The organism is Paenibacillus sp. NPDC101420, assembly GCF_050277435.1.
In the GTDB taxonomy this organism is placed as follows: domain Bacteria; phylum Bacillota; class Bacilli; order Paenibacillales; family Paenibacillaceae; genus Paenibacillus_AQ.
The window spans coordinates 113,870-136,527 of the sequence record NZ_JBNNSE010000010.1; the positions used below are offsets into that span (position 1 = coordinate 113,870).

Below are 22,658 nucleotides of genomic sequence, written 5' to 3' on the forward strand. Positions count from 1 at the left end.
ATCGCCCCGATACAGATCGAAACCTAGAGTAACTAGTCTCATTTACGTAGGCGATTCAAAATGGTTTCAACTTTTCGAGCAACGTACTCGATTTCTTCAGTAGTATTACCCAAACCGATACTAAATCGAATCGCAGACTCTAAAATATTTTGGGGAAGTCCCATTGCTTTCAGAACATGAGATATTTCCAGGGATCCTGAGGTGCAAGCCGAACCACTTGCTGCCGCAATCCCCTCCATATCCAGGTTCATCAGCATAACATCTGTCCCAGCCCCTGGGAAGCTCAAATTCAGAATACTAGGCAAAAACTCCTCGGTATTACCGTTAAGCGAGTAACGCTCCCGTCCAATCAGAGTATCCAGCTCCTCGAGCAGTCTACTGCGCAGGAGCTTCATATTCTGTTGACGTTCTGACAGCCCCTTAACCGCTATTTCAACGGCTTTAGCAAACCCAACTGCTCCGGCTAGATTCTCTGTTCCGGCACGTCTGCCGCGCTCCTGAAGGCCGCCATGAAGTCTTGGATGCAGTGGCGCTCCGCTTCGAACGTATAAACCACCGATCCCTTGAGGCCCATTGATCTTATGAGCAGTAAAGCTCATGTAATCTACTGGAAGCTCTCGGAGTGTAATAGGGAGTGCACCTAGAGCTTGTACAGCATCTACATGGAACAGAATTCCCCGTTCTCTAGCAAGCTGACCAACCTCCTTGATAGGCTGAACGGTGCCGACTTCATTATTGGCATACATTACGCTGATCAACACCGTGTCTTCCTGCAATGCAGCCTCTACGTCTGTAACAGATACCCTACCCGTCGAATCCACAGGGAGATAGGTAACTTTGAAGCCTTCCTTCTCTAGCTCTTCGCAGGTATGTAACACTGCATGATGCTCGATCTGGGTGGTGATAATATGTTTTCCTTTATGGGAAACTGCAGCTGCTGCTCCATAGAGTGCTAAATTGTCACTCTCGGTGCCGCCTCCAGTGAACACCCACTCGTCAGGTGAACAGCCCAAAAAGGCGGCGATATTATCGCGCGCCCCGTTCAATATTCTTTTAGCTGAACGCCCGAACTGATGTACACTCGATGCATTTCCGTATTGTTCTGTCATTATATTCAGCATGACCTTAGCCACCTCGGGATGAACCGGGGTTGATGCGGCGTGGTCCAAATAGATGGATTTCATATTCATTTCTCCGCTTCTAGAGTATAGGAAACTAGTTCTTCTAAAAATATAAGAAGGTATAAGTTTCACATTATACATTATCCTTATATTTCTCGCTTAAACGCTAACCGTCCTAAAAAGGACGCCGAAGGCGTTTATACTTGGAACTATTAAATTATACCGCGCGAGAAGTGAGTTTTCCACAAGCGAAAGAACACAATATTGTAATCATTTCCCTATGAAAGCTAGGATTATAGTAGCCAGTTCTCTTCAGAGGTTACCTCAATGCCATTTTTTCTAAGTAAAGCTGTAGTAACGCCATTTCCGGCTATTTTCTTCCCTTTGAATTCCCCATTATAAATCATACTGCTGCCGCAAGAAGGACTGTTTTCTTTAAGCACTACCATCGTAGCTGATACCTCTTGGGCTTTTGCAAGCGTAATATAAGCACCCTCTAAATACATATCTGTAACATCTGTACCTGATCGATCCACTACTTTAGCCGTCCCTGCCAGCACATCCTCGCCATTCCCACCAATGATTTCGGCTGGTTCTCTAGGCGTTGAGAATCCCCCCAGCAACTCTGGACACACAGCAATCGCTTGATTCTCATTCAAAAGCTTCTGAATTTTCTCATCCAAACAATCCGTACCATTATATCTCACCTTCATGCCAGCTAGACAAGAGCTTACCAAAATCACCAATGAGCACCTCTTTCTTCATTCATTCCGCTTCGTTTATAATAAGAAATATTCCGAGCATAACATGATGAAATTAAGCTGTAAACGGAGTGAACTTCTAATCTACTGACTGGGGAGTGTAAATAATGTGCGGACGCTATACAATAACCGTCACTATGGAAGAGTTGATGGTCAGATATTTTGCGAATGATTCAACCATTATCCACTATGCCCCTAAATATAACGCCGCGCCCATGCAGCAAATTCCGGCAGTCATTCATACAGGTTCCAGCAATAAGCTCGGGGAGCTGCGTTGGGGCCTGGTTCCTTCATGGGCAAAGGATGACAAAATCGGCAATAAAATGATCAATGCCCGGGCAGAATCGCTGCTGGAGAAACCTTCTTTCAAGCGCTTAGTAAGCTCACGCCGCTGCATCATCCCATCTGACGGCTTCTACGAATGGAAGGTGCAGGGCAGCAGCAAACAACCCATGCGGATCATGATGCGCGATGGAGGTATTTTCTCTATGGCCGGATTATATGATATTTGGATGGACCCTGAGGGTAATAAACTAAGTACCTGCACGATTATAACGACTACTCCGAACGAGCTTATGGCTGAAATCCATAATCGCATGCCGGTTATTTTGAAGCCTGAGGATGAGACAGAATGGCTGGATCGGGGCAATCAGGACACCACTTCTCTAATAAAGCTCCTGAAACCGTATGATCAACAACTAATGCGAGCCTATCCAGTTTCCACGGCTGTCGGAAATGTTCGGAATGATGCAAAGGAATTAATTGAAGAGGCACAGAAATAGAAGGATAATTTATAACGTAAGCATATAAAATCTTATATTAAAAAACATCTTAACCCTGCGGCATAACCGCAGAGTTAAGACCATCGACGCTCGATCTTAGACCGGCGTCTCATCAATTGATGAGACATCTGGAGAAATCTATCCGCATACAGCCCGGAGGAAAGATTGTTTCGAATATGCCATTCGCCATTCATCCTAATTCTGTCCCGCAGTGCTGGATCATGCATTAAAGATAAAGCAGCATTCACAGCTTCATCCAGCTGCCCTCTTGTGTATATTTTTCCAGTATGATTATTAATGACAAGTCTCCGAATGCCATCCGAATCCGTAGTAAGAACGGGACAACGACACAACATCGCCTCGGCTACTGCGTACCCAAACCCCTCGAGAATAGAGGTTGAACATAACAGTCCACCCGAGTCACCAATAATGCTCATATAATCTGCCATTTGCCCGTGAGGAACATTGGAATGCGAAATCAAACGTGAGGAAATCCCTGTCTCGGCTACAAATTGTTCGAAGCTCTCTTTTTGCTCCGGCTCAAACAAAGTATCGTCCTGAAAAATCCATAAATAAAGCTCGGGATGGATCGCCAGCAGCCGTTGTCCGATTTGTAGAAATTCTCTCCAGTTCTTATTCGTTTGAATTCGTCCCACCCAGCCGAGGATGGGAAAGCTTTTTGCGGGATAATTGGTATATCCAAACTGATCGCAATCGATCGGATTGTCAAAGCAATATTGACTAACAGATGGAAATCCACCTTTAAAAAGCGTCTGCAAATGAGTGGTTTCTGGATAGAGCAGTGCATCGGTTAGCTTGTGAATCCGCTCATTAAAATTACTAATAACTTGCTCCGCTTCATCTAAGGTCCCCAATCCCTGCACCTCAAAAACAAGCGGCCCCTTGTAACCAAACCCTCTAAACCTCTCCGCTAAGTAAATATCCGTACACACTACAATCAAGTCAAAAGCTTCCCGAGTGAGCAGTCCCCTGATCTCGTCATCATTATTGGTAATATAGGTTTGAATATTAGGGATATTTTGCTGCCCTTTTCCAGGGTGTGTGTACAACAAATGACACTCTACACCGCGATCATGTAATGCTTGGCAGCGCACTCGGTTCAGGGTCTGCATGCCGCCGCTCGGGTTGAAGAAGGTGAACAAAATCTTCATTACGATCACTCATTCACATATTATTTTAGGAAAAATAGATCTTCAACAAATCATACAAGTCTGTGCTTCGAAACAGCTCATTATAGTAGTGATTTTTAGTCGATGGGACATGTCTATGCCGGAATCCAATCAAGCTATGATCATCTGTATAATAATTGGAGATCGTGTCTCCACCGGTAGTAATCAAAGCCTCCAGCATATATTCAATATCGAGTGCTCCAATGAAAATCTTGGGACCTAGAACTATCGTGTAGGGAGTGGCCAAGTGCTCTAGCGCTCCACAAATCGCGTGCGACTCCACAACTCCTGGCATGTAAACAAACTCTGTTGCAGGATGAGGGATTGAACCTATTAGAACAGATGGTTGACCCGTAAGGGATAAATCCAGCACCCGACACTCATAATTGCTATACGTCTGTTCATACAAATTCTCTATCCTCGCTATTTCCTCCGCACCAGCATTTACTACAGGAAATAAAACGGTAATCATAGGACGAATCCCTCTACGGAATCGCGCCTGATGGCGGGTCAAGTGGTACGTATATCTCCATCTCCGATGATTTTCAGTGGAATGTAACTGTGCAGATACACTAAAGGTAGAGTCCACGCGATAATTCACCAGCTCCACGGGGATAAAGCGAATATCACAATGTTCAGCAAGTCTCAGCCAGTAATCATAATCCTCCACCGGCTCCATTCCGTACCCCCCAACAAGCTTCGCAACCTGCGATTTGTACATGAAAGAAACACCAATAAGCGAGTAATCCAGCAATCTCTCTTTGGGCTGTGACTGGTAATTTCGCTGAGTAGCTAGCTGATGCTCGTTATGAAGTAGGTTTCCCTCGTTATCTATACTTTGAAAAGAACTGTACACGATTCCTAGCTCCTGCGGCCCCTTCACTAGTGCACCTCGAAGGATTTCGAGAAAACGGGGTTCATAAACATTATCGCTGGAGACCCAGCTCAAATACTGAATACTGGGTTCGCTAAATAAAAGATCAAAGCCCGTATTCAGCGCATGTGCAATACCCCTGTTCTGTACATAAGAGATAATAGTTACCCTTGGATCCTCGGCAATTATTGATCTCACAAGCGGTTCCATATCTGGCGCACCATCAATTACAATGATCAGTCGAAATTCGGTGAAGGTTTGGCGCAGAACAGACTCCAGAGCTTGCCGGAGGAATTCCGGCTTTTGGGTATACAAAGGCATAACTACTCCTACATCCGCCATGATTTTTACCTCTCTCTACATTGGAGTATAAAATTAGTATATTTAAATTCCACCTTTGTGCCTGTGTGAATGCCTCTAAGAGCTTTTATTGCGCCTAAAAAAAAGAAGCAGCCACCCAATTCTCATCGGTGGCTGCTTCTTGATTTCCCAAAAATACTGTTATACAGGTAAAGAAAGTGCAGTAATCTCCGTTAATTCAGATTGAAGCACTCTTTGTTCTGTAACAAGATTTCCGAACTCGTCCAATCCGTACATGGAGCACACCACATTAGCCAATGGATAAGGACTACTTACCTGAACCTCGTAAGCGACATTCCCTGCAATGAAGAACTCTCTGATATCAGAACTCATTGCTGGAACATAATAACCTGTGACATAAAGCGGTGTTAGTGCAAGCGTTGAATACGGAACGCCGAAAACTTCGACGATCATCATTGCACTCGCGTTACTTGTGTTGCGAACGCTGACCACTACATTACTTGCTGCAGTACCAGTAGCTCTCGTATTAGTAATAAGACCTGTTGTAAAAGCCATTTCCATCACTCCTCCCCTCATTTTCTATCAATTTATTCAGGATTAATTTGTAAGTTGCGAGGCAAGAGGAAGGGGAGATTCATGGAATAATAGCATACCTCTCATATTTCCAATTTCCGCGATTTTTCTGATTCCCTTGTCCAAACACAATGAATCTCAATTCATATATATATAGCAAACTAATAAAGAGGTGAAGCTCATGGCAACAACAACAGGCATCATTACGAACACAGGGACTACCCCAGCATCCAACGTGGTCATTAATATCGATAATGACAACCTTAGTTTTTCATCTAACGTAGTCTATCACGTTTACGTATGGAATACCTTGGTTAGTAAAGGTTTAGTCTACTCCAACTCATTAAATGTTAATGCGAACACCAGCCAGTTTCTCAGTTTTAATATCGCAGGCAATTCAGCTTATGAAGTCCAATTTCTCGTAACTGGAAACGCACCGGCAGACACGATTATCACGGTGTTCGGAACGGATTCGTCAGGAAACGTCATCCCCCATCAAAGAGTGCTGCAATCCGAACTTACTTTCATAGCTCAGCTGAACCCGTAAGTACCGAAAACTCTATGACGAAAGGAGCTTTGCATGGTTAATATTCAACTTTCGCCGAGCACAAGCACTCAATTCGAGCCCACCATCGCGGTAAATTGGCTTAATCCTTCGGTTATGGTCGCCGTAGCTGTAGATCTTCGAACAGGCCCTCCCAATATAGGTTTGTACAAATCTATTGACGCAGGTGCCACTTGGACAACAACGTTATTACCGTTACCGACAGGATTTGCAGGCATCGAAGCACCACATATTGATTATATTTTTCCGACCACGTTCGTAGTATTGGCTCACGCCTTCGATTCAGATGGTCTCAGCGGGTCGATCGTTTCCTATACCTCTGTCGACAACGCCTCTTCATTCGGACCGCCAGTCATCGTGAATCAAGGGTTTGGACAGTTTGTGAATGATGACCAGGTGGTCGTTGTCACCGACAAGGCTGGATCAAGTCCCTTTTTTGGAAATGTATATACTGGTTATACGCATGATTACAACACACAATTCATACCAGGAAATACGATATTCTTCAATCGTTCCCTAGATAGCGGTAATACTTATTTCAGTCCTGCCCTGCTGTCTTCGGTCGAAGAATTTGAAGAATTCCCCGGTATAGCAATTACATTAAACGGGATTGTTGTCGTGGGATGGATCAATCAGCCTCCCGGTAATACTGATCTTAAAATTCGCACATCCCCAGACGGCGGGGTCAGTTTCACCCCTGAAACCATGGTCGCCAGCGTTGTAGTCCCACCAGATCCATTGCCGGGATATACATTTAGATGTCTGACATACCCTTCCCTCGCAGCGGATATTTCTAATGCACCGACGACGCAAGGTAATGTCTATGCTGTATGGCAAGATTTTCGAGAAGGTTATTCCGATATTTTTCTTGCTACTTCCACCAATTTCGGTGTGGATTGGGGTACACCAATCTCCATTACGGGCAGTCCAGCGGGCTCCCAAAACTTTTTCCCAGCCATCACCGTGTCCCCTGCGGATGGCGCAATATTCGTTACCTATTACACTAATCGAGTCAATCCCCTCAACCTTGATGTTTATCTAGCTACATCTAGAGATGGGGGGATGACGTTTACAAACACCCGTATAACGACAACTTCCTTTGACGTCACCGGCATTCCCCTAATTGGGGACTACATCGGCAATGCCATTGTCCCCCAAACAGGCCGTCTAGTGAGCGTATGGACGGACACGCGGACCGGTACTGAGAACATCTGGTTTGGTGATAATCAATAAGCTATTAATAAACTTCTGATGATTAATTAAAAGGATGCCGAACGAATATAGGGCATCCTTTTTTTTGCGTAACGAGAGTAACCTGGACCTTTCTCCCGGTAATCGAGATGACAAGCTTCATTGACTACTCTGAATGTGATTTTCCCATTAAAAAAGCCCCCAAAAAGGGGGCTTAAACATCGATAATGCTATAACTTTAAGTTTTTTATTCCAAATACATTAACTATATATAGAACATATAGTTGTCAGCCAAGCTCTCTTCTTTATAATTAATCAAGTCATGAAGAGTCGTGGAATCTAGTACGTCGGCGATGCTATCGCGAATACGCAGCCATAAATCGCGTTTTGCTGCATCATCTTCTTCAGTAAAATCTACTGGAGAAATTGGGCCCTCTAGCACACGAATGATGTCACCCGCTGTGATAGCACTAGCCTCACGTGATAAAATGTATCCACCGTATGCACCACGAATACTTTTTACCAGTCCTGCGTTACGCAGAGGAGCAATTAGCTGCTCCAGATAGTGTTCAGAAAGTCCATTTTTCTCAGCGATACTCTTAAGTGAGGTCGGTCCTTCACCAAATTTCAGTGCAAGCTCCATCATAATTGTTAGTCCGTAACGTCCTTTGGTTGATATTTTCAAAGGGGCACCTCTTTCGGTTTAGTGTCTAGTTATTGTATACTATTGATTCGGTAAGTCATGCGTTTGTCATATCAAGGTATTCCGATGATTACTCTTAGTTTATGTTATCATATTCGAAGTCACAAATGAAATGGCAAACGAAACATTTTGCAAGAATGTTCACCCCTGGTGGACATTTTTCTATTCTCAGCCTCTTATTTTAGGCTTTACAGTAGACAGGTATGTTATAATACATTTTGAGCCGGGTGTTCCATGAATGACCGGTATTTTGGGTACAGAAATGGTGATTACGATGACAAAAGCAAAACAAGACACCCGTGTCGTCGTCGGCATGTCCGGAGGGGTCGATTCCTCCGTCACGGCGCTTCTGCTCAAGCAGCAGGGCTATGACGTCATCGGCATCTTTATGAAAAATTGGGACGATACCGACGAATTCGGAGTATGTACAGCCGAAAGCGATGCAGAGGATGTTCGCCGCGTATGCGAGCAGATTGATATTCCTTACTATACCGTTAATTTCGAGAAGGAATACTTCGACAAAGTATTTTCGTATTTCCTCGATGAATATAAGGCCGGCCGGACGCCGAATCCAGACGTCATGTGCAACCGAGAGATCAAGTTCGGAGAGTTCCTGAACAAAGCCCTTCAGCTTGGCGCCGATTATGTAGCGACTGGACATTATGCGCGTGTTATAGAAGAAGATGGTGTGTACAAGCTACTCCGCGGTGTAGACAACAATAAAGACCAGACCTATTTCTTGAATGCGCTGGGACAGTATCAACTCTCTAAAGCAATGTTCCCGATTGGTCATCTTCCGAAACCGGAAGTCCGGAGAATTGCCGAAGAAGCCGGACTCTATACTGCCAAGAAAAAAGATAGCACAGGCGTTTGCTTCATCGGTGAGCGTAACTTCCGCGAATTCCTCAGCCAGTATCTTCCAGCACAATCGGGTGATATGGTAGATATAACAACTGGAGAAATCAAAGGCCGCCACGATGGACTTATGTACTATACATTGGGTCAACGCCAAGGCCTTGGCATTGGTGGCTCCGGTAACGGTGAACCTTGGTTTGTAGCCGAAAAAGACCTTAGCCGCAACATTCTTTATGTAGTTCAAGGAGACAAGCACCACAGCCTGTACTCCACTAGTCTGATTGCCTCCGGTGTAAACTGGATTAACGGGCAAGAGCTAGGTCTTGAGCCGCTAAAATGCACCGCCAAATTCCGCTATCGCCAGCCTGATCAGGGCGTGACCCTTACAGCACGGGAAGACGGAACGATAAACGTAGACTTTGATGTTCCACAAAAAGCGATAACACCTGGCCAAGCCGTTGTCTTTTATCTCGGTGAGCAATGTCTCGGTGGCGGAACGATAGAATATGCCGAGAAGGTTGTTCCTTCAGCGCAAGCTTAAGTGTAGTCTATAACTCACAACATTAACTCTAATATACGAAAACACAAGAAATAGCTGTAGTATGTACTGTTATATTACATTCTTAGCTCTAACATTTAGGTTTTAGTTGCATGAAATACAACTAACCGACTTTGAAGCGAATAATAACCAAATGAACGCTTCAAATAGAAATAAACAAACAGCAGTTCAGGAAACTCTCCCTGAACTGCTGTTCTGTGTTGTTTCTATTTACTGAGCTACTGCAGCTTTATCTGCAGATACTGCGATGTCGTTATAGTAGAGCCCTGTGCCATCACCAATCGCATAATTCAGGACACGGTTGTTAACTGGGACTACTACTGCACGATAAAGTGTTGGGAATACTGGAATTTCGTTTACCATGAGCTGTTGCCACTCTTTATAGATCTCTTTACGTTTGTCTACATCAAATGCAGCCTCGGAAACCCCTTCGGCGAGCAAACGATCATTCTCTGCACTTGCATAACGAGGGAAGTTATAGATTGCATCTTTACCGTATAGACCTGTTGGGTCGACGTCAATCCCTACACCCCAAGCGCCTTGATACACATCAACGGTAGGATCATCCTCACCATTTTGACCAATACGATCATAGAAGGTATTAAACTCTACCATTTCCAAAGTTACATTCAAGCCAATTGCTTTCCAAGATTGTACATAATATTGAGCCAGCGGTTCAGCAATGTCTCCACCAGTCATCGAAATGAAATTAATCTTCAGCTCGCTGCCATCTGGATTCGTTCTAAATTCACCATTAAGCTTATAACCTGCATCATCCAAAATTTTCTTGGCGGCTTCTTGATCGTAAGCTACACCCGGATTAGTAGCATCATGGAATTCCGGATGGGAAGGTGGAATTAAAGTTGTCGCATTCCAGCGAAGACCATTATAGAATTTCTTACCCACTGTATCATTGTCTACAGCAGCCCACATGGCTTTACGCAGGTTCACATCCGCCATTTTAGCTTTAGGATCGGTAGCAACGACTTTTTTCTCTGCATCCCATTTCCCCAGCTTAAATCCAATATACGTATAAGCACGGTCTATCGCACCCAGGAATTCAACGTTTGACATCTTTGCATTATCCGGGAATTGATCAACAGGGAAGGAATCCACTAAATCAACTCCACCAGATTTCAACTCCTGTACAATCGTTGTAGGGTTGATAACCTTCAGAATTACCTTATCCAGTTTAGGAGCTCCACGCCAGTAATCGTCATTCTTAACGAATACTACAGATTCACCAGGAACAATACTTTCCACTTTGAAAGCTCCAAAGCCAATCGGCTTTTGACGTAATTCAGGAGAAGAGGAAATTTTCGCAACATCCATGCCACCAAAGATATGTTTGGCTAACGGATAAATCCAAACCCCACCTGTTAACAGAGAAGGTGTAGATTTCAGATAAGTAATTTGCAGTTTCTTATCACCCAGCACCTTAATTCCAGAAATGGTCTTGGCCTTACCGGAGTGGTAATCATCCATACCTTCAATATTTGTAAAGTCAGAACCATAACGTGGTCCATCATATTTCGGATTACCAATAACCTCATGCGCGAACAACCAATCTTCTGCTGTTACTGGCTTGCCGTCCTGCCAGTTCACATTGTCGCGAATCGTAAAGGTAAAGGTACGTCCATCCTCCGAGACTTCATACGTTGCTGCACCATCATTTGTATATACATAATCTTTATCCCATGTTAACAAACCTTCATCAAACCAATTCAACACTTGTGCATCCGGATCTCCGGAATAGAAGTTCCAGTTCAAAGTACCTTCAAATGGACTGTCGGAAACGAGACCAAAAGTAATCGAGCCTCCATCAATAGCTTCACCTTGATTTGTCTTAATGTTACTGAAATCTTTAATGTTATAAAGTCCGTCTTCTGCTTCAGGTGCTGCCGTCGCTTCTGCGGTTTCCGCAGGAGCACTGGCACTTGGTGCTGCTGTTGACTCAGCCGCTCCGTTGTTGTTCTTGGAGCCACAGGCTGCAAGGGCGAACAACATTACAAACATTAATGAAACTAGTAGTGCCTTTGAACGGATGGGTTTTCTCATTTAATCATTTCCTCCCTTATTATCCTTTTCTTTGTCTTGCGTCGGTCGCACGTTTGAGCGCTTGACCCACATTATTTATACTCAACATCAACACCAAGATCAGCAGTGATGCGGGTAACCAGATCCACCATCTGAACTCAAGTGTCTGCGGATTTCTCGCATAGCTCACTAGAGTGCCCAGACTGGGTGTACTTTCCGGAAAACCAAAACCTAGAAAGGATAGGCCTGATTCCAATCCAATATTAGCTGCCAAATTCAAAGTCATCGTGACGATAATGATTGAGCTTAAGTTTGGCAGCACTTGTGAGAACATAATTTTAAGATTGGAGGAACCTAATGTCTTTGATGCCTGAACGTAATCGAGTTCCTTCTCTTGTAGCGTTTTGGAACGTATTAACCTGGCAATCCCCATCCATAGAAAGGCAGTCATGATAAAGGAGAAAGTTAACGTATTGTATTTAGGAACTGCACTTACAAAAGCTATAACAATCATTAGAAAGGGTAGAATCATGAAGAAATCTACAACACGCATCGAAATATTATCTATCGTTCCCCCAAAGTATCCAGAGAACAAACCTACTAGAATCCCAATGATTCCCGTAAAAAAAGTAACCATAAAAGCAATCGACATGGAATTTCGTGTGCCTATAATTAATTGACCGAATACATCCCGCCCTCCATAATCGGTCCCAAGCCAATGTACAGCCGAAGGCTTCTCATACAGTGCGAACAAGTCAACCGTAACAATCTCTTTTTGATCTAAAAATAAGGAAATCCCATAAACGGCGGCAATAATCGTAAATAGGAAAATCAGTGAGACCAAAGCCAGTTTATCCCGCACGATCTCACGCCAAACAATCCTGAAGCCTGATGGACTTTTATCTGTTTCCTGCAGCAGAGCTAACTCTGCGCTTGTCTTTGCCATTTTATTCACCTCAAAGTGTTCATCTTCTTATTTAATCCGGATACGCGGATCTACGATACTTAAGATAATATCTGATAACAACGCACCGACGATGGCAGCAATCCCATATAGAAGAACGAGAGCCGTTACTACGCTGAAATCCCGAATTGTTATCGAACTGAGGAACAACATACCCATACCCGGATAACTAAAGATGCTTTCAACGAACACCGTTCCGCCGATCAGTCCAGTAATCTCATATCCGAAAAATGCAGCAATTGGCAGTAAGGAATTTCTCAATATATGTCGATTGTAGACGCGCGACTCTGAAGCACCTTTTGCTCTTGCGGTGAGGATGAAATCCTTTTGTTTCGTATCAATAATCTCATTCCGCAGGTATTGTACTGTCCCCACCGTTGCAATCAGCGCCATTGATAACGCGGGCAGTAGCAGATGATAGAATTTACTCCAGAAGTGGCTTAGCGTACCCGGAACTTCTCCAGGACTAACACTGCCGCTAGTAGGAAACCAATGAAGATGAAATCCGAAGAGCCATACCATTAAGAGAGCGAAAATAAACAATGGTGCGGCAAAGCCAATATAGGTGTATCCAGTAATGAGGCGATCCAGCCATGAATCGTTATAACGACCACTAGTAATACCAAGTGGAATAGCAATAAGGTATGTAAGGATCAGCGTGACAATCGCCAGCCAAAGTGTATTCATGAGGCGTTGACCGATAAGCTCTGATACAGGCATTTTGAAACGGAAGGATTGACCAAAATCACCTTGAATCGCTTTAGTGATCCAATCCCAGTACTGGATGTACCACGGATCATTTAAGCCTAGTTTTTCTCTCATCGCATCGATGGCCGCAGGATCAATATTTGGATCAAGCATCCCTGATAACGCATCTCCCGGCATCGCCTTCGCCATTAGAAAAACAAGAATACTTAATAGAAATATTTGAGGAATCATAATAAGAATTCTACGAACAATAATCTTCCACATATTCTCAACCTTTCTCAGGCAAGGCTACCAGATGAGTCTCGGAAATGGATTTCAATGGATAAGGCATGCCTTGTTCATCAAAATAATTCCGGTGCGCTTGTTCATATTCCAGACTTACTGATTTTCTAAACTCCGTCTGCTTCTCTCTTTGCTTAGGATCAATATCAGGAATGGCAGCAATTAGACGTTTGGTATAAATATGACGAGGATTGTCAAAAATATCTTTAGCAGTCCCTTGCTCCACATGACGTCCTTTATACATAATCCCAATGTGATCACACATATGCCTAATGATTCCGAGATCATGACTGATGAACAGAAACGTAAGATTCAGTTCTTTTTGAATATCCTGCATAAAATTGAGCACCTGTGCCTGTACGGAAACATCCAGCGCAGAGACAGGTTCATCCGCAATAATCAACTTCGGTTTGAGCGCAATAGCTCTTGCAATACCGATCCGCTGCCGTTGACCGCCTGAGAATTCATGCGGATATTTAAGAATATTTTCAGGGCTTAATCCAACCTGCAAAAGCAATTCCTGCACACGTCTTTTTTCTTCGCCCGGAGACATCTTTTCGAAATTACGTAAGGGTTCAGCAATAATATCCAGCACACGTTTCTTAGGATTCAAGGAAGAGTACGGATCCTGAAAGATCATCTGAATGTCCTTGCGGATATTTTTTTGCTTACGTACACCCTTTGAAGCCAAATCCTGTCCTTCAAAAATCACACTACCTCTAGTAATAGAATTGAGTCCAATGATTCCACGACCAGTAGTCGTCTTACCTGATCCGGATTCACCAACCAAACCGTAAGTTTTGCCTGCTTCAATAGTAAAACTAACATTATCAACTGCCTTGACTACGCCAATTTCTCTTCGAAAAACGCCGCCGTGGATTGGAAAATGAACTGCTAAATTTTTAACCTCAAGAAGTCCCATTGTAGATTGCCTCCTCGTTAGTATCCGGGAAATGAAAGTTATTATGGCAGGTGCAGCGAACAAAATGCCCTGGGGCTACTTCATGCAGCTGCGGATTTTCCTCATGCTCCCATTCCGGAATCCAAGGTGTTCGGGCCGCGAAACGGCATCCTCTACGCGGAAGATTCTGTAATGGTGGGACAATTCCCTGAATCACATGAAGTCTAGACTTCTCTTCTTTAACGGTTGGAATGGAGTTCAACAAGGATCTTGTATACGGATGCTTTGGATTAGACGTTAACGTATAAATATCTGCGATTTCTACGATTTGCCCGGCGTACATTACCGCAACCCGGTCAGCCATTTCACTGACAACCCCTAGATCATGGGTAATTAAAATAATGCCTGCTTGCATATCGTTTTTTAATTTTTTTATAAGTTCAAGAATTTGCAATTGGATGGTTACATCTAGTGCCGTAGTCGGCTCATCGGCGATCAAAAGCTTGGGGCCGTTGGCAATCGCAATAGCAATCACAACCCTCTGCCTCATTCCACCAGATAATTCGTGGGGATACTGCTGATATGTATGTTCGGGACGGGAGATTCCAACCTTGGTCAAAAGATCAATGACCTTCTCTTTTCTTTGCTTCTTCGAAAGCTTGGAATCATGTAGGATGAGTACTTCTTCAATCTGTGAACCGATAATCATGAGTGGATTTAATGCGGATAAAGGATCTTGAAAAATCATAGACATTTCTTGACCGCGCAGCTTGTTGAGTGCAGCAGGAGACATAGTAACGATATCCTGACCTTTGTATTTGATTTGTCCGTCTATTTTGGCCCTTGTGTGCAATCCCATAATTGAAAAGGCGAGCGCACTTTTTCCTGAGCCGGATTCTCCAACAATGGCAAGAATCTCATTTTTGCGAACGGACAGGGTAACATCGTCTACTGCAGCATAATAGTCATCTACGATTCTGAACGATGTGGACAAATTCTTAATTTCTAGTAATTCTTCGCTCAAATTAATCCCCCTAACGGCAAAAGTTTCAAAATTTACCCAATGAAATATTATGTAAATTTTGATATAACAGCATTCTTTTCATGAAACATATCAAACATAGACTGTTATGATTATTAACACCATTAAGAATAGTACAAGTACTTCCATCGGAATTAAAACTTGTTTCTCCGTAACTTTGTAGTTCATTTTAATTAACTTATGGTAAATTATCAATCTTTTCCTATAAAAAAAATTCGTTCATGTGATTAAAAGTAACGCAGACAACAAAAAAACGGCTCTAGGCCGCCTTTTTTTGGAATAAATATTTTTTGTGTTACATTAAATTTATTTGCTTATTAGCATTAAAATGGAAGATACTACAGTCACTGGTGGATTATTGTTCTCGTCGGAGTCGTTGGTTATGACGGATTTTAATTTCATTCCCTTGCTCGGTCGCTTGATAAAAGACACGCTGAGAAATCTCCTTAGGCAGATACTCCTGCTTCACATAATGCCCCGGAAAATTGTGCGGATATTGATACCCTTCATGCCCTAGAGCAGTAGCACCTTTATAGTGTGTATCACGTAAATGTAGCGGTACCTCGGCGGATTTAATCTCATCCATACTCGCCATTGCATTTGAAATAGCAGTATAGACGGCATTAGACTTCGGACTCTCCACCGCGAAAAGAATGGCTTGCGCAATGTTCAGCTTCGCTTCTGGCCAACCGTTATTTCTATAGGCTTCAAGCGCACTCACCGCTTGGACCATAGCCTGGGGATTAGCTAAGCCGATATCCTCACTGCTCGCTGCAATTAGTCGACGAATAAAAGTCATCGGGTCCATCCCCAATTTCTCTACCGCATACAGAAACCAGAACAAGGCAGCATCACTAGAACCTCGAATGCTTTTGTGAAAAGCAGATAGAACATCATACTGCGTCGATTCATCTGCCTTCACAATGGGGCGCCGAATCGACTCTTCCGCCACCTCCAACGTGATATGCACACTCCCGTCTACCTCTGGAGCAGTAGTTAACGCTGCAAGTTCCAGAGCATTTAAAGCCCGCCTGATATCTCCATTAGCCATGGTAGCAATATGCAGTAATGCTTCTTCATCGACCTGAAGCTCCATGAATCCAAGCCCTCTATCCTTGTCTGCTAAAGCTCTGCGCATCGCGACCAGACTGTGTTCACTCGTTAGCGCCTCTAGCTGAAACAAGGTAGAACGGCTCATAAGTGCTCCGTTAACGTAATGGAACGGGTTCTCCGTAGTTGCGCCAATAAATGTAATGGTACCTTTTTCTACTGCTGGCAATAGCGCATCCTGACGTGAACTGTTAAACCGATGTACCTCGTCCAGAAAAAGAATCGTCTTAGAACCGTAAAGTGTTTTATTATTTTGAGCTCGTTCAATGACCTCCCGCACATCCTTCACAGAAGCCTCCACCGCATTCAGGCGTACGAATTCACCTTGTGTGTGATGAGAAATGATATGAGCTAATGTTGTTTTGCCACATCCAGGAGGTCCATAGAGCAAAATCGAAGAGACCTGGTCTGCCTCGATCGCTCTTCGCAACAGCTTTCCCCGGCCTATGATATGTTCTTGACCAATATATTCATCCAGATTCTCCGGTCTCATTCGGTCCGCAAGCAACCTTCCGCTCCCGTTGTCCTCTCCCATAGAAAATAAATCCATAACTCCACTTCCTTGCTATATTCTTATAAAAGCCAATGTACATCTCCCATTATCATACCATAGACTTATTTTTCACAAAAAAAATAAAAAGAGCATGATCTCGTCTTAGAAAGGCGGGAGCCATGCTCTTTTTTCAAAATATACGAAAGTATAGGTTCCACGCTATACTTTATCCTTATTATTTCTCACATAAACGCTTACCGTCCTTATAGGGACGCCAAAGGCGTTTATGCTTGAACTGTACGCTAGCAATTTATTGCCAGCCGCATTTTTGATATGATTTTTCGAATGCTCTCTTCCGACAGATGATACTTCTTCTGAAGCTCTGCTACGGAATCGCCTTTTCGATGACAACTGAAAATTTCCTCATTGCGGTTTGCTATCTCTTTCCTCGAACCGCTGTTCTCGCCCCATCTAACCCGCTCTTCCGTTTTCTTCGGGATGTAGAGCAGTTCACCTTGGATGTATCCCTGAAGCTCTTTGAGCAAGCCAGGGGGGAGCACATCCTTCCCATTTACATAACTCAACTTGCATTTCCTCCTTCAACAGGTGTGTTCCTATGCGTCCGTCAACTACTGATAAAGTAATTTCCACGTCACCTGCCTCCTTTCTTCTCCTCATATTTGGAAAAATCCGTAATTTCATTATATAAAAACCTCTTGGTAGCGTCTACATTCTAATTCACATTTCGTAATCCTAATGAATAATCGGTACATATATCTCATGTTTTGAAATAAGGAGGCCTTACGGCCTCCTCGCTTTAAGCGGGTTTCCGTCTTAGACGGAAACCACCTCGTATACTGAAATCATTTCACTCAGCCTCCTTCCAGAAGTGTTCTTGCCCGGCCGGACACTTATTATTAAGCCATACCCGTAGGGGAGTTACAAGTTCAAAAACAGTTATAACTGTTCTCCACCAGTCTTAGTTCCCCTCAGAATCGCTTTCAACCGCCGTTTGCACATAGGAAGGCATTTCCCCATTATGGAGTAACCACAGCTCGTGAAGCGCTCGTGTACAACCTACATACATCAGCTTCGCATCCCATGCTGTCGCTCCGTAATGGTCTTGATCGGCATCTGCTAAGATGACCGCATCAAATTCCAAACCTTTAGATAAATACACAGGTAGTACCGATAATCCACCCTGATATTGAGTCATACTACCGTCGATCAGATGAATATCTTCAAAATGCTGCTCTAGTTCAGCGTACAGCTCTGTGGCTTCACGTAGACTACGTGTCAGCACAGCCACCGTACGATATTCCCTTCCAGACAGGGACTTCAGTGCCGATTGTATAGTGCTCAAACGAGCATTTCCTTCAGCTTCCCGTTCTCCGACTATTTCTCCGTAGGCGATCATCCGAACAGGGTCACCACTACGAAAGACAGGAACAGCCAACAACGAACTTTCTACTCCCGAGGATAGAATTCCATTAGCGAAGTCTATAATTTCCATGGTTGAACGATAGCTGCGTGTCAACGCATGGTAAGCCGTGTTCTCAGGGGCAAATAAGGTCTGCATCTCTTCCCATGCGTGTACGCCTTTATAAGCGTGTATACCCTGCGACAGATCGCCTAGAATGGTAAAGGAATGTCCACGCACGTATAAATCCAGTACGGCAATTTGGAAGGGGGAGAAATCCTGGGCTTCATCGATCACCACATGATCAAAACGAGCGCCGCCTTCGTTCCCATTCAAAAGATAATAAATATATAACAGAGGTGGTAAATCCTCTTCACGTATAATCCCTTTTTTCAGCTCTTTTGCCGTTTCCTTCAGCACAGCTGCTGGAATATTCTCAGGTGGATCCACCGGCCAATCTTCCGGGACTTTAGCCGCACGAAAGATTTGCTTGTAGATCGTCAGCGGATCATACTTAGGCCATTTTGCACTGTATGCTTTTTCTCGTGCAGCACCTTTTTTCTTGCGATCCTTCATAGCTGCAGCTGACGGACTTTTCTTCAGCTCCATCTCAATCCAGCGATGTATCCGTGCCATTACACGTTCCTTACGCTTCGCTGGCGGATAAGGGGCGTACTCCTCATTATGCCAGCGCAAGATCATGGAGCGGCGCAGTACAGCACCTTCCCATGGGATAAAATCACCCTCAGGTACCGAGCTGCTTTCCAATAGCTTGATGCTGGACTCTATTATTCCCATCAACACCGTAGAACCCTTGAAGCGTCCAGGTGTCTCTTCTGTAATCACAGGCATGCCGCCCGGAGTTTCGAACCAACGGTTCATCGTCTCCGTAGCATCTTGCTCTGGAAGCTCCAGACCTAGTACATTTGCAGCCCAATCCGGGAAGGTGCTCTGGGCAATATTTCCTACACCAAGTTCAGGCAGTACATCCGAAATATAATCCAGAAACATTCGGTTCGGTGCAAAAATAATCATTTTTTCTGCAGAGACCTGATCTTTGTATTGATACAGCAGAAAGGCTAAACGGTGTAGTGCAACTGTAGTTTTACCACTTCCCGCTACGCCCTGTATGATCAATACTGTATTTTTGGCGGCACGGATAATCTTGTCCTGTTCCTCCTGAATGGTCGATACGATATCGCGGAGACGATTATCTTTGTTCTCACCCAGGCGATAGACGAGAAACTCATCTGACACCACAGGTGCGTCACTCTCCCGGTTGTACGTATCTGCGACCCGCTCCAGAATCTGCTTCCGGATCACCACGTTGCGCTTGAGGTATACCAGTCCTTCTATCAGCCCCTCAGGAGCTTCATAGGAGGCAGGCTCCGTACCACCGGTAAACGAATAGAACAGGCTTGCTACCGGTGCGCGCCAGTCGATGACTAGCGGACGGTCGCTTACCTGCTCGCGGTCTACGCCGATTTTGCCTATATAGAGTGCCTTCCGCTGCTTCTCATCATTGCCCTGAAAATCAAGCCGTCCGAAATAAGGCTCCTGCCGAAGCTTGGCAAGATCTTTGCGCTTCTGATCACGGTTCGCTTCTAACACCTGTTCCGTATAATCGTGTCCCGTGTACACCGGAGTCTGGTTAAGTTTCTCCAGTAAGGTGTCAATCTCAGTAAGCGCTTGATTCAGCCTGTCTTCTTCCTCTTGATAGGCACTTTGAAAGTTGTCTTCCAATTTCAGTTACCTCCTAAAAGTTTATCGAGCTTAAATTTTCATTCTCCTCATTCCCTCTTCTCACGCAAAAAGGATACCCATTGTAGCATAATCAGCACTAAAATACCAAATCTTTCAAGCGAACATATGACTACAGCACAGCTTGCAAAATAAAGTTAGCTACAAATAAGCCGGCAATCCCATACAGCGCAGGAGGTACTTCCTTGCCTTTGCCCACCGCAAGCTTCACGATCGGATAAGTAATAAATCCAAAAGCCATACCATCTACGATGCTATAGGTGAATGGAATCATGACCATGATTAGGAAAGAAGGAAAGAGCTCTGTTAAATCTCCCAAGTCCATTTCACGTACATTCTGTACCATAAGCCCACCGATTACAATCAAGATCGGAGCGATAGCACTGTCTGGAATGTAGGAGAGCAGAGGGAGGAACAGGAATGTCGCCCCGAACAGCAGTCCTGCCACGAGTGAGGTCAGTCCCGAACGTCCACCTGCAGCAATACCTGCATTAGATTCCGCAGCGGCTACTACAGGACTGCTTCCGAAGAGACCTGCAGCGATATTGGCAATAGAGAGTGCTCGTAAGCTACTCTTGAAGCGCTCAGGACGCCCTGCCATCATAGTCTGTGAGGCGACTAGCCCAATATTTTCAAATACAACAATTAAGAGCAGTAAGAAAACAGCAATCCAGAACACAAGGCTCACTATGCCGCTCCAGTCCATTCCCAGAAATAAGCTTTCATAACCCGTAAATACATGACCGGATGCCTGCTTCTCAGGCGCGTGAGCCGCTCCCAGCAAGTAGGCTAGACCTGTACCAACCAGCATACTGATAAGCAAACCACCGTTGGTCCCGCGGATAAACAGTACTAAAGCGAGTAACAAGGTTACACAGGAAGTGATAACTGCTGGATCGCTAAAATGTCCTATAGCAACAAACGTGGTCTGATGCGCAATCACAATCCCGCTTTTTTGCAGTCCTATAAAGGTCAGAAAAAGCCCTATCCCGACTGTAATGGCATGCTGTAGGTTTTGAGGAATCGCCTCACTTAGAATACGATAAAGCGATGTGAAGGCCACGATAGCGAATAACACACCGGTTATTACAACTACAGTAAGTGCCTCTCTCCAACCTAAATTCATTGAATGTACAAGTGTGTATGTGAAAAATGCGTTTATCCCCATCCCTGGTACCACGATGATTGGTGTCTTCCCACCGAAGGCCATCAGTAGACAGCCTGTAATGGCAGTCAATAGTGTAGCCACCATTGCTGGTCTAAGCGGCATACCCGCGTCATGAAGTATGGTCGCATTCACCATTACAATGTATACCGAAGCAAAATACGAAAGGATCCCTGCAGCCCACTCCCGTTTCCAGTCATTCTCAGGTGCAAGCCCTACACTATTTCGCCAAAAATTTGATTTCATGTACAAAAACCTCCACTGATATTAAGTTCCGCAGGCGGATATTACCCGGATAATAAGGCTTATAATCAACGGTTCATCCCGGTTCAATTATTATGCCTATTTGTGGTCTGCATCTTGCAGACCCGCCTGTTAACCACAACAAAAGGGCGTACGCAACTGGATTTCAGCTGGTCGCCCTTTTGGTCCATTTTACTACTACTATCGCTATAATTGAAACAGCTTCAGCTCAGCGATTCACTTACACGCTGACGCCTCCAGCCTCAAGCAAATCACGCACGGCAACACTGACCATGATCAGGCCTGCTACCGGCGGAACGAAGGCGTTACTAGCTGGTGGTTGTTTCGCTTTACGTCGATCCGGCGCATTCTCCGGAACGATCTTATCCGTAACATCCTGACGTGGCTTCATTGGCGGCTCCGTAGAGAAAACCACTTTCACGCCTTTCTTAATTCCTTCCTTACGCAGCTTCTGACGAATGACACGCGCAATAGGGTCATAAGTTGTCTTGGAAATGTCCGCTACCTGGAATCTTGTAGGATCCATTTTGTTGGCAGCGCCCATGCTTGAGATCATTGGAATTCCACGGGACAGACATTCTTTGATTATGTGAACCTTATAAATAATCGTATCCGAAGCATCAAGTACATAATCAGGTTTTAATTTGAACAATTCCTCATAGGTTTCTTCCGTATAGAACATGTTGAGCGCAATCGCTTCGCATTCCGGATTGATCAGCTTCACACGGTCTACCATCAGTTCAGCCTTCTTCTGCCCAACCGTAGTTGTGAGTGCATGAATCTGGCGGTTTACATTGGTGATGTCTACAGTGTCCTTATCTATCAGAATCAGTCTGCCGATGCCGGTACGCGCCAAAGCCTCAACTGCTATACCGCCAACACCGCCGATGCCAAGCACCGCTACCGTGCTGTTCTTCATTATTTCCAGACCTTCCGGTCCGATCGCCAGTTCCGTGCGTGAGAACTGATGTAGCATGAGGTTCAGCCTCCTTCAAAAGCTTTGGCGAAGCAGAAAT

Annotated in this window: 20 protein-coding genes; 4 read left to right on the plus strand and 16 right to left on the minus strand. The window is 44.4% G+C overall.

What is annotated here, in order from left to right; genetic code table 11:
* Positions 1–38: 38 nt before the first annotated feature.
* Both ACQKMP_RS28095 and ACQKMP_RS28100 read right to left on the minus strand, forming a co-directional pair.
* On the minus strand, positions 39–1,184 hold the full coding sequence (locus tag ACQKMP_RS28095; protein WP_339243260.1) for a cysteine desulfurase family protein: 1,146 nt from the start codon (positions 1,182–1,184) through the stop codon (positions 39–41).
* Between the two features lie 230 nt (positions 1,185–1,414).
* Positions 1,415–1,864: a DUF523 domain-containing protein gene (locus ACQKMP_RS28100; protein WP_341129594.1), complete on the minus strand. Its 450-nt coding sequence runs from the start codon at positions 1,862–1,864 to the stop codon at positions 1,415–1,417.
* Positions 1,865–1,989: 125 nt separating this feature from the next.
* Here ACQKMP_RS28100 and ACQKMP_RS28105 point away from each other — a divergent pair, with 125 nt between their 5' ends.
* The gene (locus ACQKMP_RS28105) at positions 1,990–2,664 is read left to right on the plus strand and encodes an SOS response-associated peptidase (RefSeq protein WP_427472182.1); all 675 of its coding nucleotides are present in this window, start codon (positions 1,990–1,992) and stop codon (positions 2,662–2,664) included.
* Between the two features lie 74 nt (positions 2,665–2,738).
* On the opposite strand, the gene ACQKMP_RS28110 is transcribed toward ACQKMP_RS28105, so the two are convergent.
* From ACQKMP_RS28110 to ACQKMP_RS28120, 3 genes are all read right to left on the minus strand, one after another.
* On the minus strand, positions 2,739–3,836 hold the full coding sequence (locus ACQKMP_RS28110) for a glycosyltransferase family 4 protein (protein ID WP_042191056.1): 1,098 nt from the start codon (positions 3,834–3,836) through the stop codon (positions 2,739–2,741).
* A 25-nt stretch (positions 3,837–3,861) separates the two neighbouring features.
* The gene (locus ACQKMP_RS28115; protein ID WP_379424577.1) at positions 3,862–5,070 is read right to left on the minus strand and encodes a glycosyltransferase family 2 protein; all 1,209 of its coding nucleotides are present in this window, start codon (positions 5,068–5,070) and stop codon (positions 3,862–3,864) included.
* A 159-nt stretch (positions 5,071–5,229) separates the two neighbouring features.
* A complete protein-coding gene (locus ACQKMP_RS28120) occupies positions 5,230–5,604 on the minus strand; it encodes a hypothetical protein (RefSeq protein ID WP_379424578.1) in 375 nt (124 codons plus the stop codon).
* Between the two features lie 199 nt (positions 5,605–5,803).
* Between ACQKMP_RS28120 and ACQKMP_RS28125 the strand changes: the two genes are divergently transcribed.
* Both ACQKMP_RS28125 and ACQKMP_RS28130 read left to right on the plus strand, forming a co-directional pair.
* Positions 5,804–6,169: a hypothetical protein gene (locus tag ACQKMP_RS28125; protein ID WP_042191062.1), complete on the plus strand. Its 366-nt coding sequence runs from the start codon at positions 5,804–5,806 to the stop codon at positions 6,167–6,169.
* 33 nt (positions 6,170–6,202) lie between these two features.
* The gene (locus ACQKMP_RS28130) at positions 6,203–7,420 is read left to right on the plus strand and encodes a sialidase family protein (protein ID WP_379424579.1); all 1,218 of its coding nucleotides are present in this window, start codon (positions 6,203–6,205) and stop codon (positions 7,418–7,420) included.
* A gap of 223 nt (positions 7,421–7,643) precedes the next feature.
* On the opposite strand, the gene cymR is transcribed toward ACQKMP_RS28130, so the two are convergent.
* A complete protein-coding gene (gene cymR / locus ACQKMP_RS28135) occupies positions 7,644–8,063 on the minus strand; it encodes a cysteine metabolism transcriptional regulator CymR (RefSeq protein ID WP_042191066.1) in 420 nt (139 codons plus the stop codon).
* Between the two features lie 292 nt (positions 8,064–8,355).
* Here cymR and mnmA point away from each other — a divergent pair, with 292 nt between their 5' ends.
* Positions 8,356–9,477 carry a tRNA 2-thiouridine(34) synthase MnmA gene (mnmA, locus tag ACQKMP_RS28140; RefSeq protein ID WP_179281720.1) on the plus strand — a complete coding sequence of 374 codons (1,122 nt, stop codon included), beginning with the start codon at positions 8,356–8,358 and terminating at the stop codon, positions 9,475–9,477.
* A 228-nt stretch (positions 9,478–9,705) separates the two neighbouring features.
* Here the strand turns inward: mnmA and ACQKMP_RS28145 are convergent, their stop codons facing one another.
* The 10 genes from ACQKMP_RS28145 to ACQKMP_RS28190 all read right to left on the minus strand — a co-directional run bounded on the left by ACQKMP_RS28145 (position 9,706) and on the right by ACQKMP_RS28190 (position 22,618).
* Positions 9,706–11,553 (minus strand): oligopeptide ABC transporter substrate-binding protein, encoded by a 1,848-nt coding sequence (locus ACQKMP_RS28145; protein ID WP_042191068.1) that lies wholly within the window; start codon positions 11,551–11,553, stop codon positions 9,706–9,708.
* Between the two features lie 19 nt (positions 11,554–11,572).
* Positions 11,573–12,478 (minus strand): ABC transporter permease, encoded by a 906-nt coding sequence (locus ACQKMP_RS28150; RefSeq protein ID WP_042191070.1) that lies wholly within the window; start codon positions 12,476–12,478, stop codon positions 11,573–11,575.
* 27 nt (positions 12,479–12,505) lie between these two features.
* A complete protein-coding gene (gene opp4B, locus ACQKMP_RS28155; protein WP_042191072.1) occupies positions 12,506–13,468 on the minus strand; it encodes an oligopeptide ABC transporter permease in 963 nt (320 codons plus the stop codon).
* Between the two features lie 4 nt (positions 13,469–13,472).
* Positions 13,473–14,408 carry an ABC transporter ATP-binding protein gene (locus ACQKMP_RS28160; protein ID WP_379424581.1) on the minus strand — a complete coding sequence of 312 codons (936 nt, stop codon included), beginning with the start codon at positions 14,406–14,408 and terminating at the stop codon, positions 13,473–13,475.
* Complete coding sequence (locus ACQKMP_RS28165) at positions 14,395–15,411, minus strand: ABC transporter ATP-binding protein (RefSeq protein WP_427472187.1); 1,017 nt, start codon at positions 15,409–15,411, stop codon at positions 14,395–14,397. Before ACQKMP_RS28165 ends, ACQKMP_RS28160 begins: the two co-directional genes overlap by 14 nt.
* A 373-nt stretch (positions 15,412–15,784) precedes the next feature.
* Complete coding sequence (locus tag ACQKMP_RS28170) at positions 15,785–17,089, minus strand: replication-associated recombination protein A (RefSeq protein ID WP_076284834.1); 1,305 nt, start codon at positions 17,087–17,089, stop codon at positions 15,785–15,787.
* A 245-nt stretch (positions 17,090–17,334) separates the two neighbouring features.
* Positions 17,335–17,616: a CD3324 family protein gene (locus ACQKMP_RS28175; RefSeq protein ID WP_042191081.1), complete on the minus strand. Its 282-nt coding sequence runs from the start codon at positions 17,614–17,616 to the stop codon at positions 17,335–17,337.
* A 395-nt stretch (positions 17,617–18,011) separates the two neighbouring features.
* Positions 18,012–20,195 carry a HelD family protein gene (locus ACQKMP_RS28180; RefSeq protein ID WP_427472189.1) on the minus strand — a complete coding sequence of 728 codons (2,184 nt, stop codon included), beginning with the start codon at positions 20,193–20,195 and terminating at the stop codon, positions 18,012–18,014.
* Positions 20,196–20,325: 130 nt separating this feature from the next.
* Positions 20,326–21,624, minus strand: a complete 1,299-nt coding sequence (locus tag ACQKMP_RS28185) for an NCS2 family permease (RefSeq protein WP_042191085.1) — start codon at positions 21,622–21,624, stop codon at positions 20,326–20,328.
* A gap of 238 nt (positions 21,625–21,862) precedes the next feature.
* Positions 21,863–22,618 carry a tRNA threonylcarbamoyladenosine dehydratase gene (locus ACQKMP_RS28190; RefSeq protein WP_042191088.1) on the minus strand — a complete coding sequence of 252 codons (756 nt, stop codon included), beginning with the start codon at positions 22,616–22,618 and terminating at the stop codon, positions 21,863–21,865.
* Between the last annotated feature and the right edge of the window lie 40 nt (positions 22,619–22,658).

What these genes read in the sequence shown, in the direction of transcription:
- ACQKMP_RS28095 (WP_339243260.1), bottom strand. Translation starts at nt 1,184, where the DNA reads ATGAAATCCATCTATTTGGACCACGCCGCATCAACCCCGGTTCATCCC.
- ACQKMP_RS28105 (WP_427472182.1), top strand. Translation starts at nt 1,990, where the DNA reads ATGTGCGGACGCTATACAATAACCGTCACTATGGAAGAGTTGATGGTC.
- ACQKMP_RS28110 (WP_042191056.1), bottom strand. Translation starts at nt 3,836, where the DNA reads ATGAAGATTTTGTTCACCTTCTTCAACCCGAGCGGCGGCATGCAGACC.
- ACQKMP_RS28115 (WP_379424577.1), bottom strand. Translation starts at nt 5,070, where the DNA reads ATGGCGGATGTAGGAGTAGTTATGCCTTTGTATACCCAAAAGCCGGAA.
- ACQKMP_RS28120 (WP_379424578.1), bottom strand. Translation starts at nt 5,604, where the DNA reads ATGGCTTTTACAACAGGTCTTATTACTAATACGAGAGCTACTGGTACT.
- ACQKMP_RS28125 (WP_042191062.1), top strand. Translation starts at nt 5,804, where the DNA reads ATGGCAACAACAACAGGCATCATTACGAACACAGGGACTACCCCAGCA.
- ACQKMP_RS28130 (WP_379424579.1), top strand. Translation starts at nt 6,203, where the DNA reads ATGGTTAATATTCAACTTTCGCCGAGCACAAGCACTCAATTCGAGCCC.
- mnmA (WP_179281720.1), top strand. Translation starts at nt 8,356, where the DNA reads ATGACAAAAGCAAAACAAGACACCCGTGTCGTCGTCGGCATGTCCGGA.
- ACQKMP_RS28145 (WP_042191068.1), bottom strand. Translation starts at nt 11,553, where the DNA reads ATGAGAAAACCCATCCGTTCAAAGGCACTACTAGTTTCATTAATGTTT.
- ACQKMP_RS28150 (WP_042191070.1), bottom strand. Translation starts at nt 12,478, where the DNA reads ATGGCAAAGACAAGCGCAGAGTTAGCTCTGCTGCAGGAAACAGATAAA.
- opp4B (WP_042191072.1), bottom strand. Translation starts at nt 13,468, where the DNA reads ATGTGGAAGATTATTGTTCGTAGAATTCTTATTATGATTCCTCAAATA.
- ACQKMP_RS28160 (WP_379424581.1), bottom strand. Translation starts at nt 14,408, where the DNA reads ATGGGACTTCTTGAGGTTAAAAATTTAGCAGTTCATTTTCCAATCCAC.
- ACQKMP_RS28170 (WP_076284834.1), bottom strand. Translation starts at nt 17,089, where the DNA reads ATGGATTTATTTTCTATGGGAGAGGACAACGGGAGCGGAAGGTTGCTT.
- ACQKMP_RS28185 (WP_042191085.1), bottom strand. Translation starts at nt 21,624, where the DNA reads ATGAAATCAAATTTTTGGCGAAATAGTGTAGGGCTTGCACCTGAGAAT.
- ACQKMP_RS28190 (WP_042191088.1), bottom strand. Translation starts at nt 22,618, where the DNA reads ATGCTACATCAGTTCTCACGCACGGAACTGGCGATCGGACCGGAAGGT.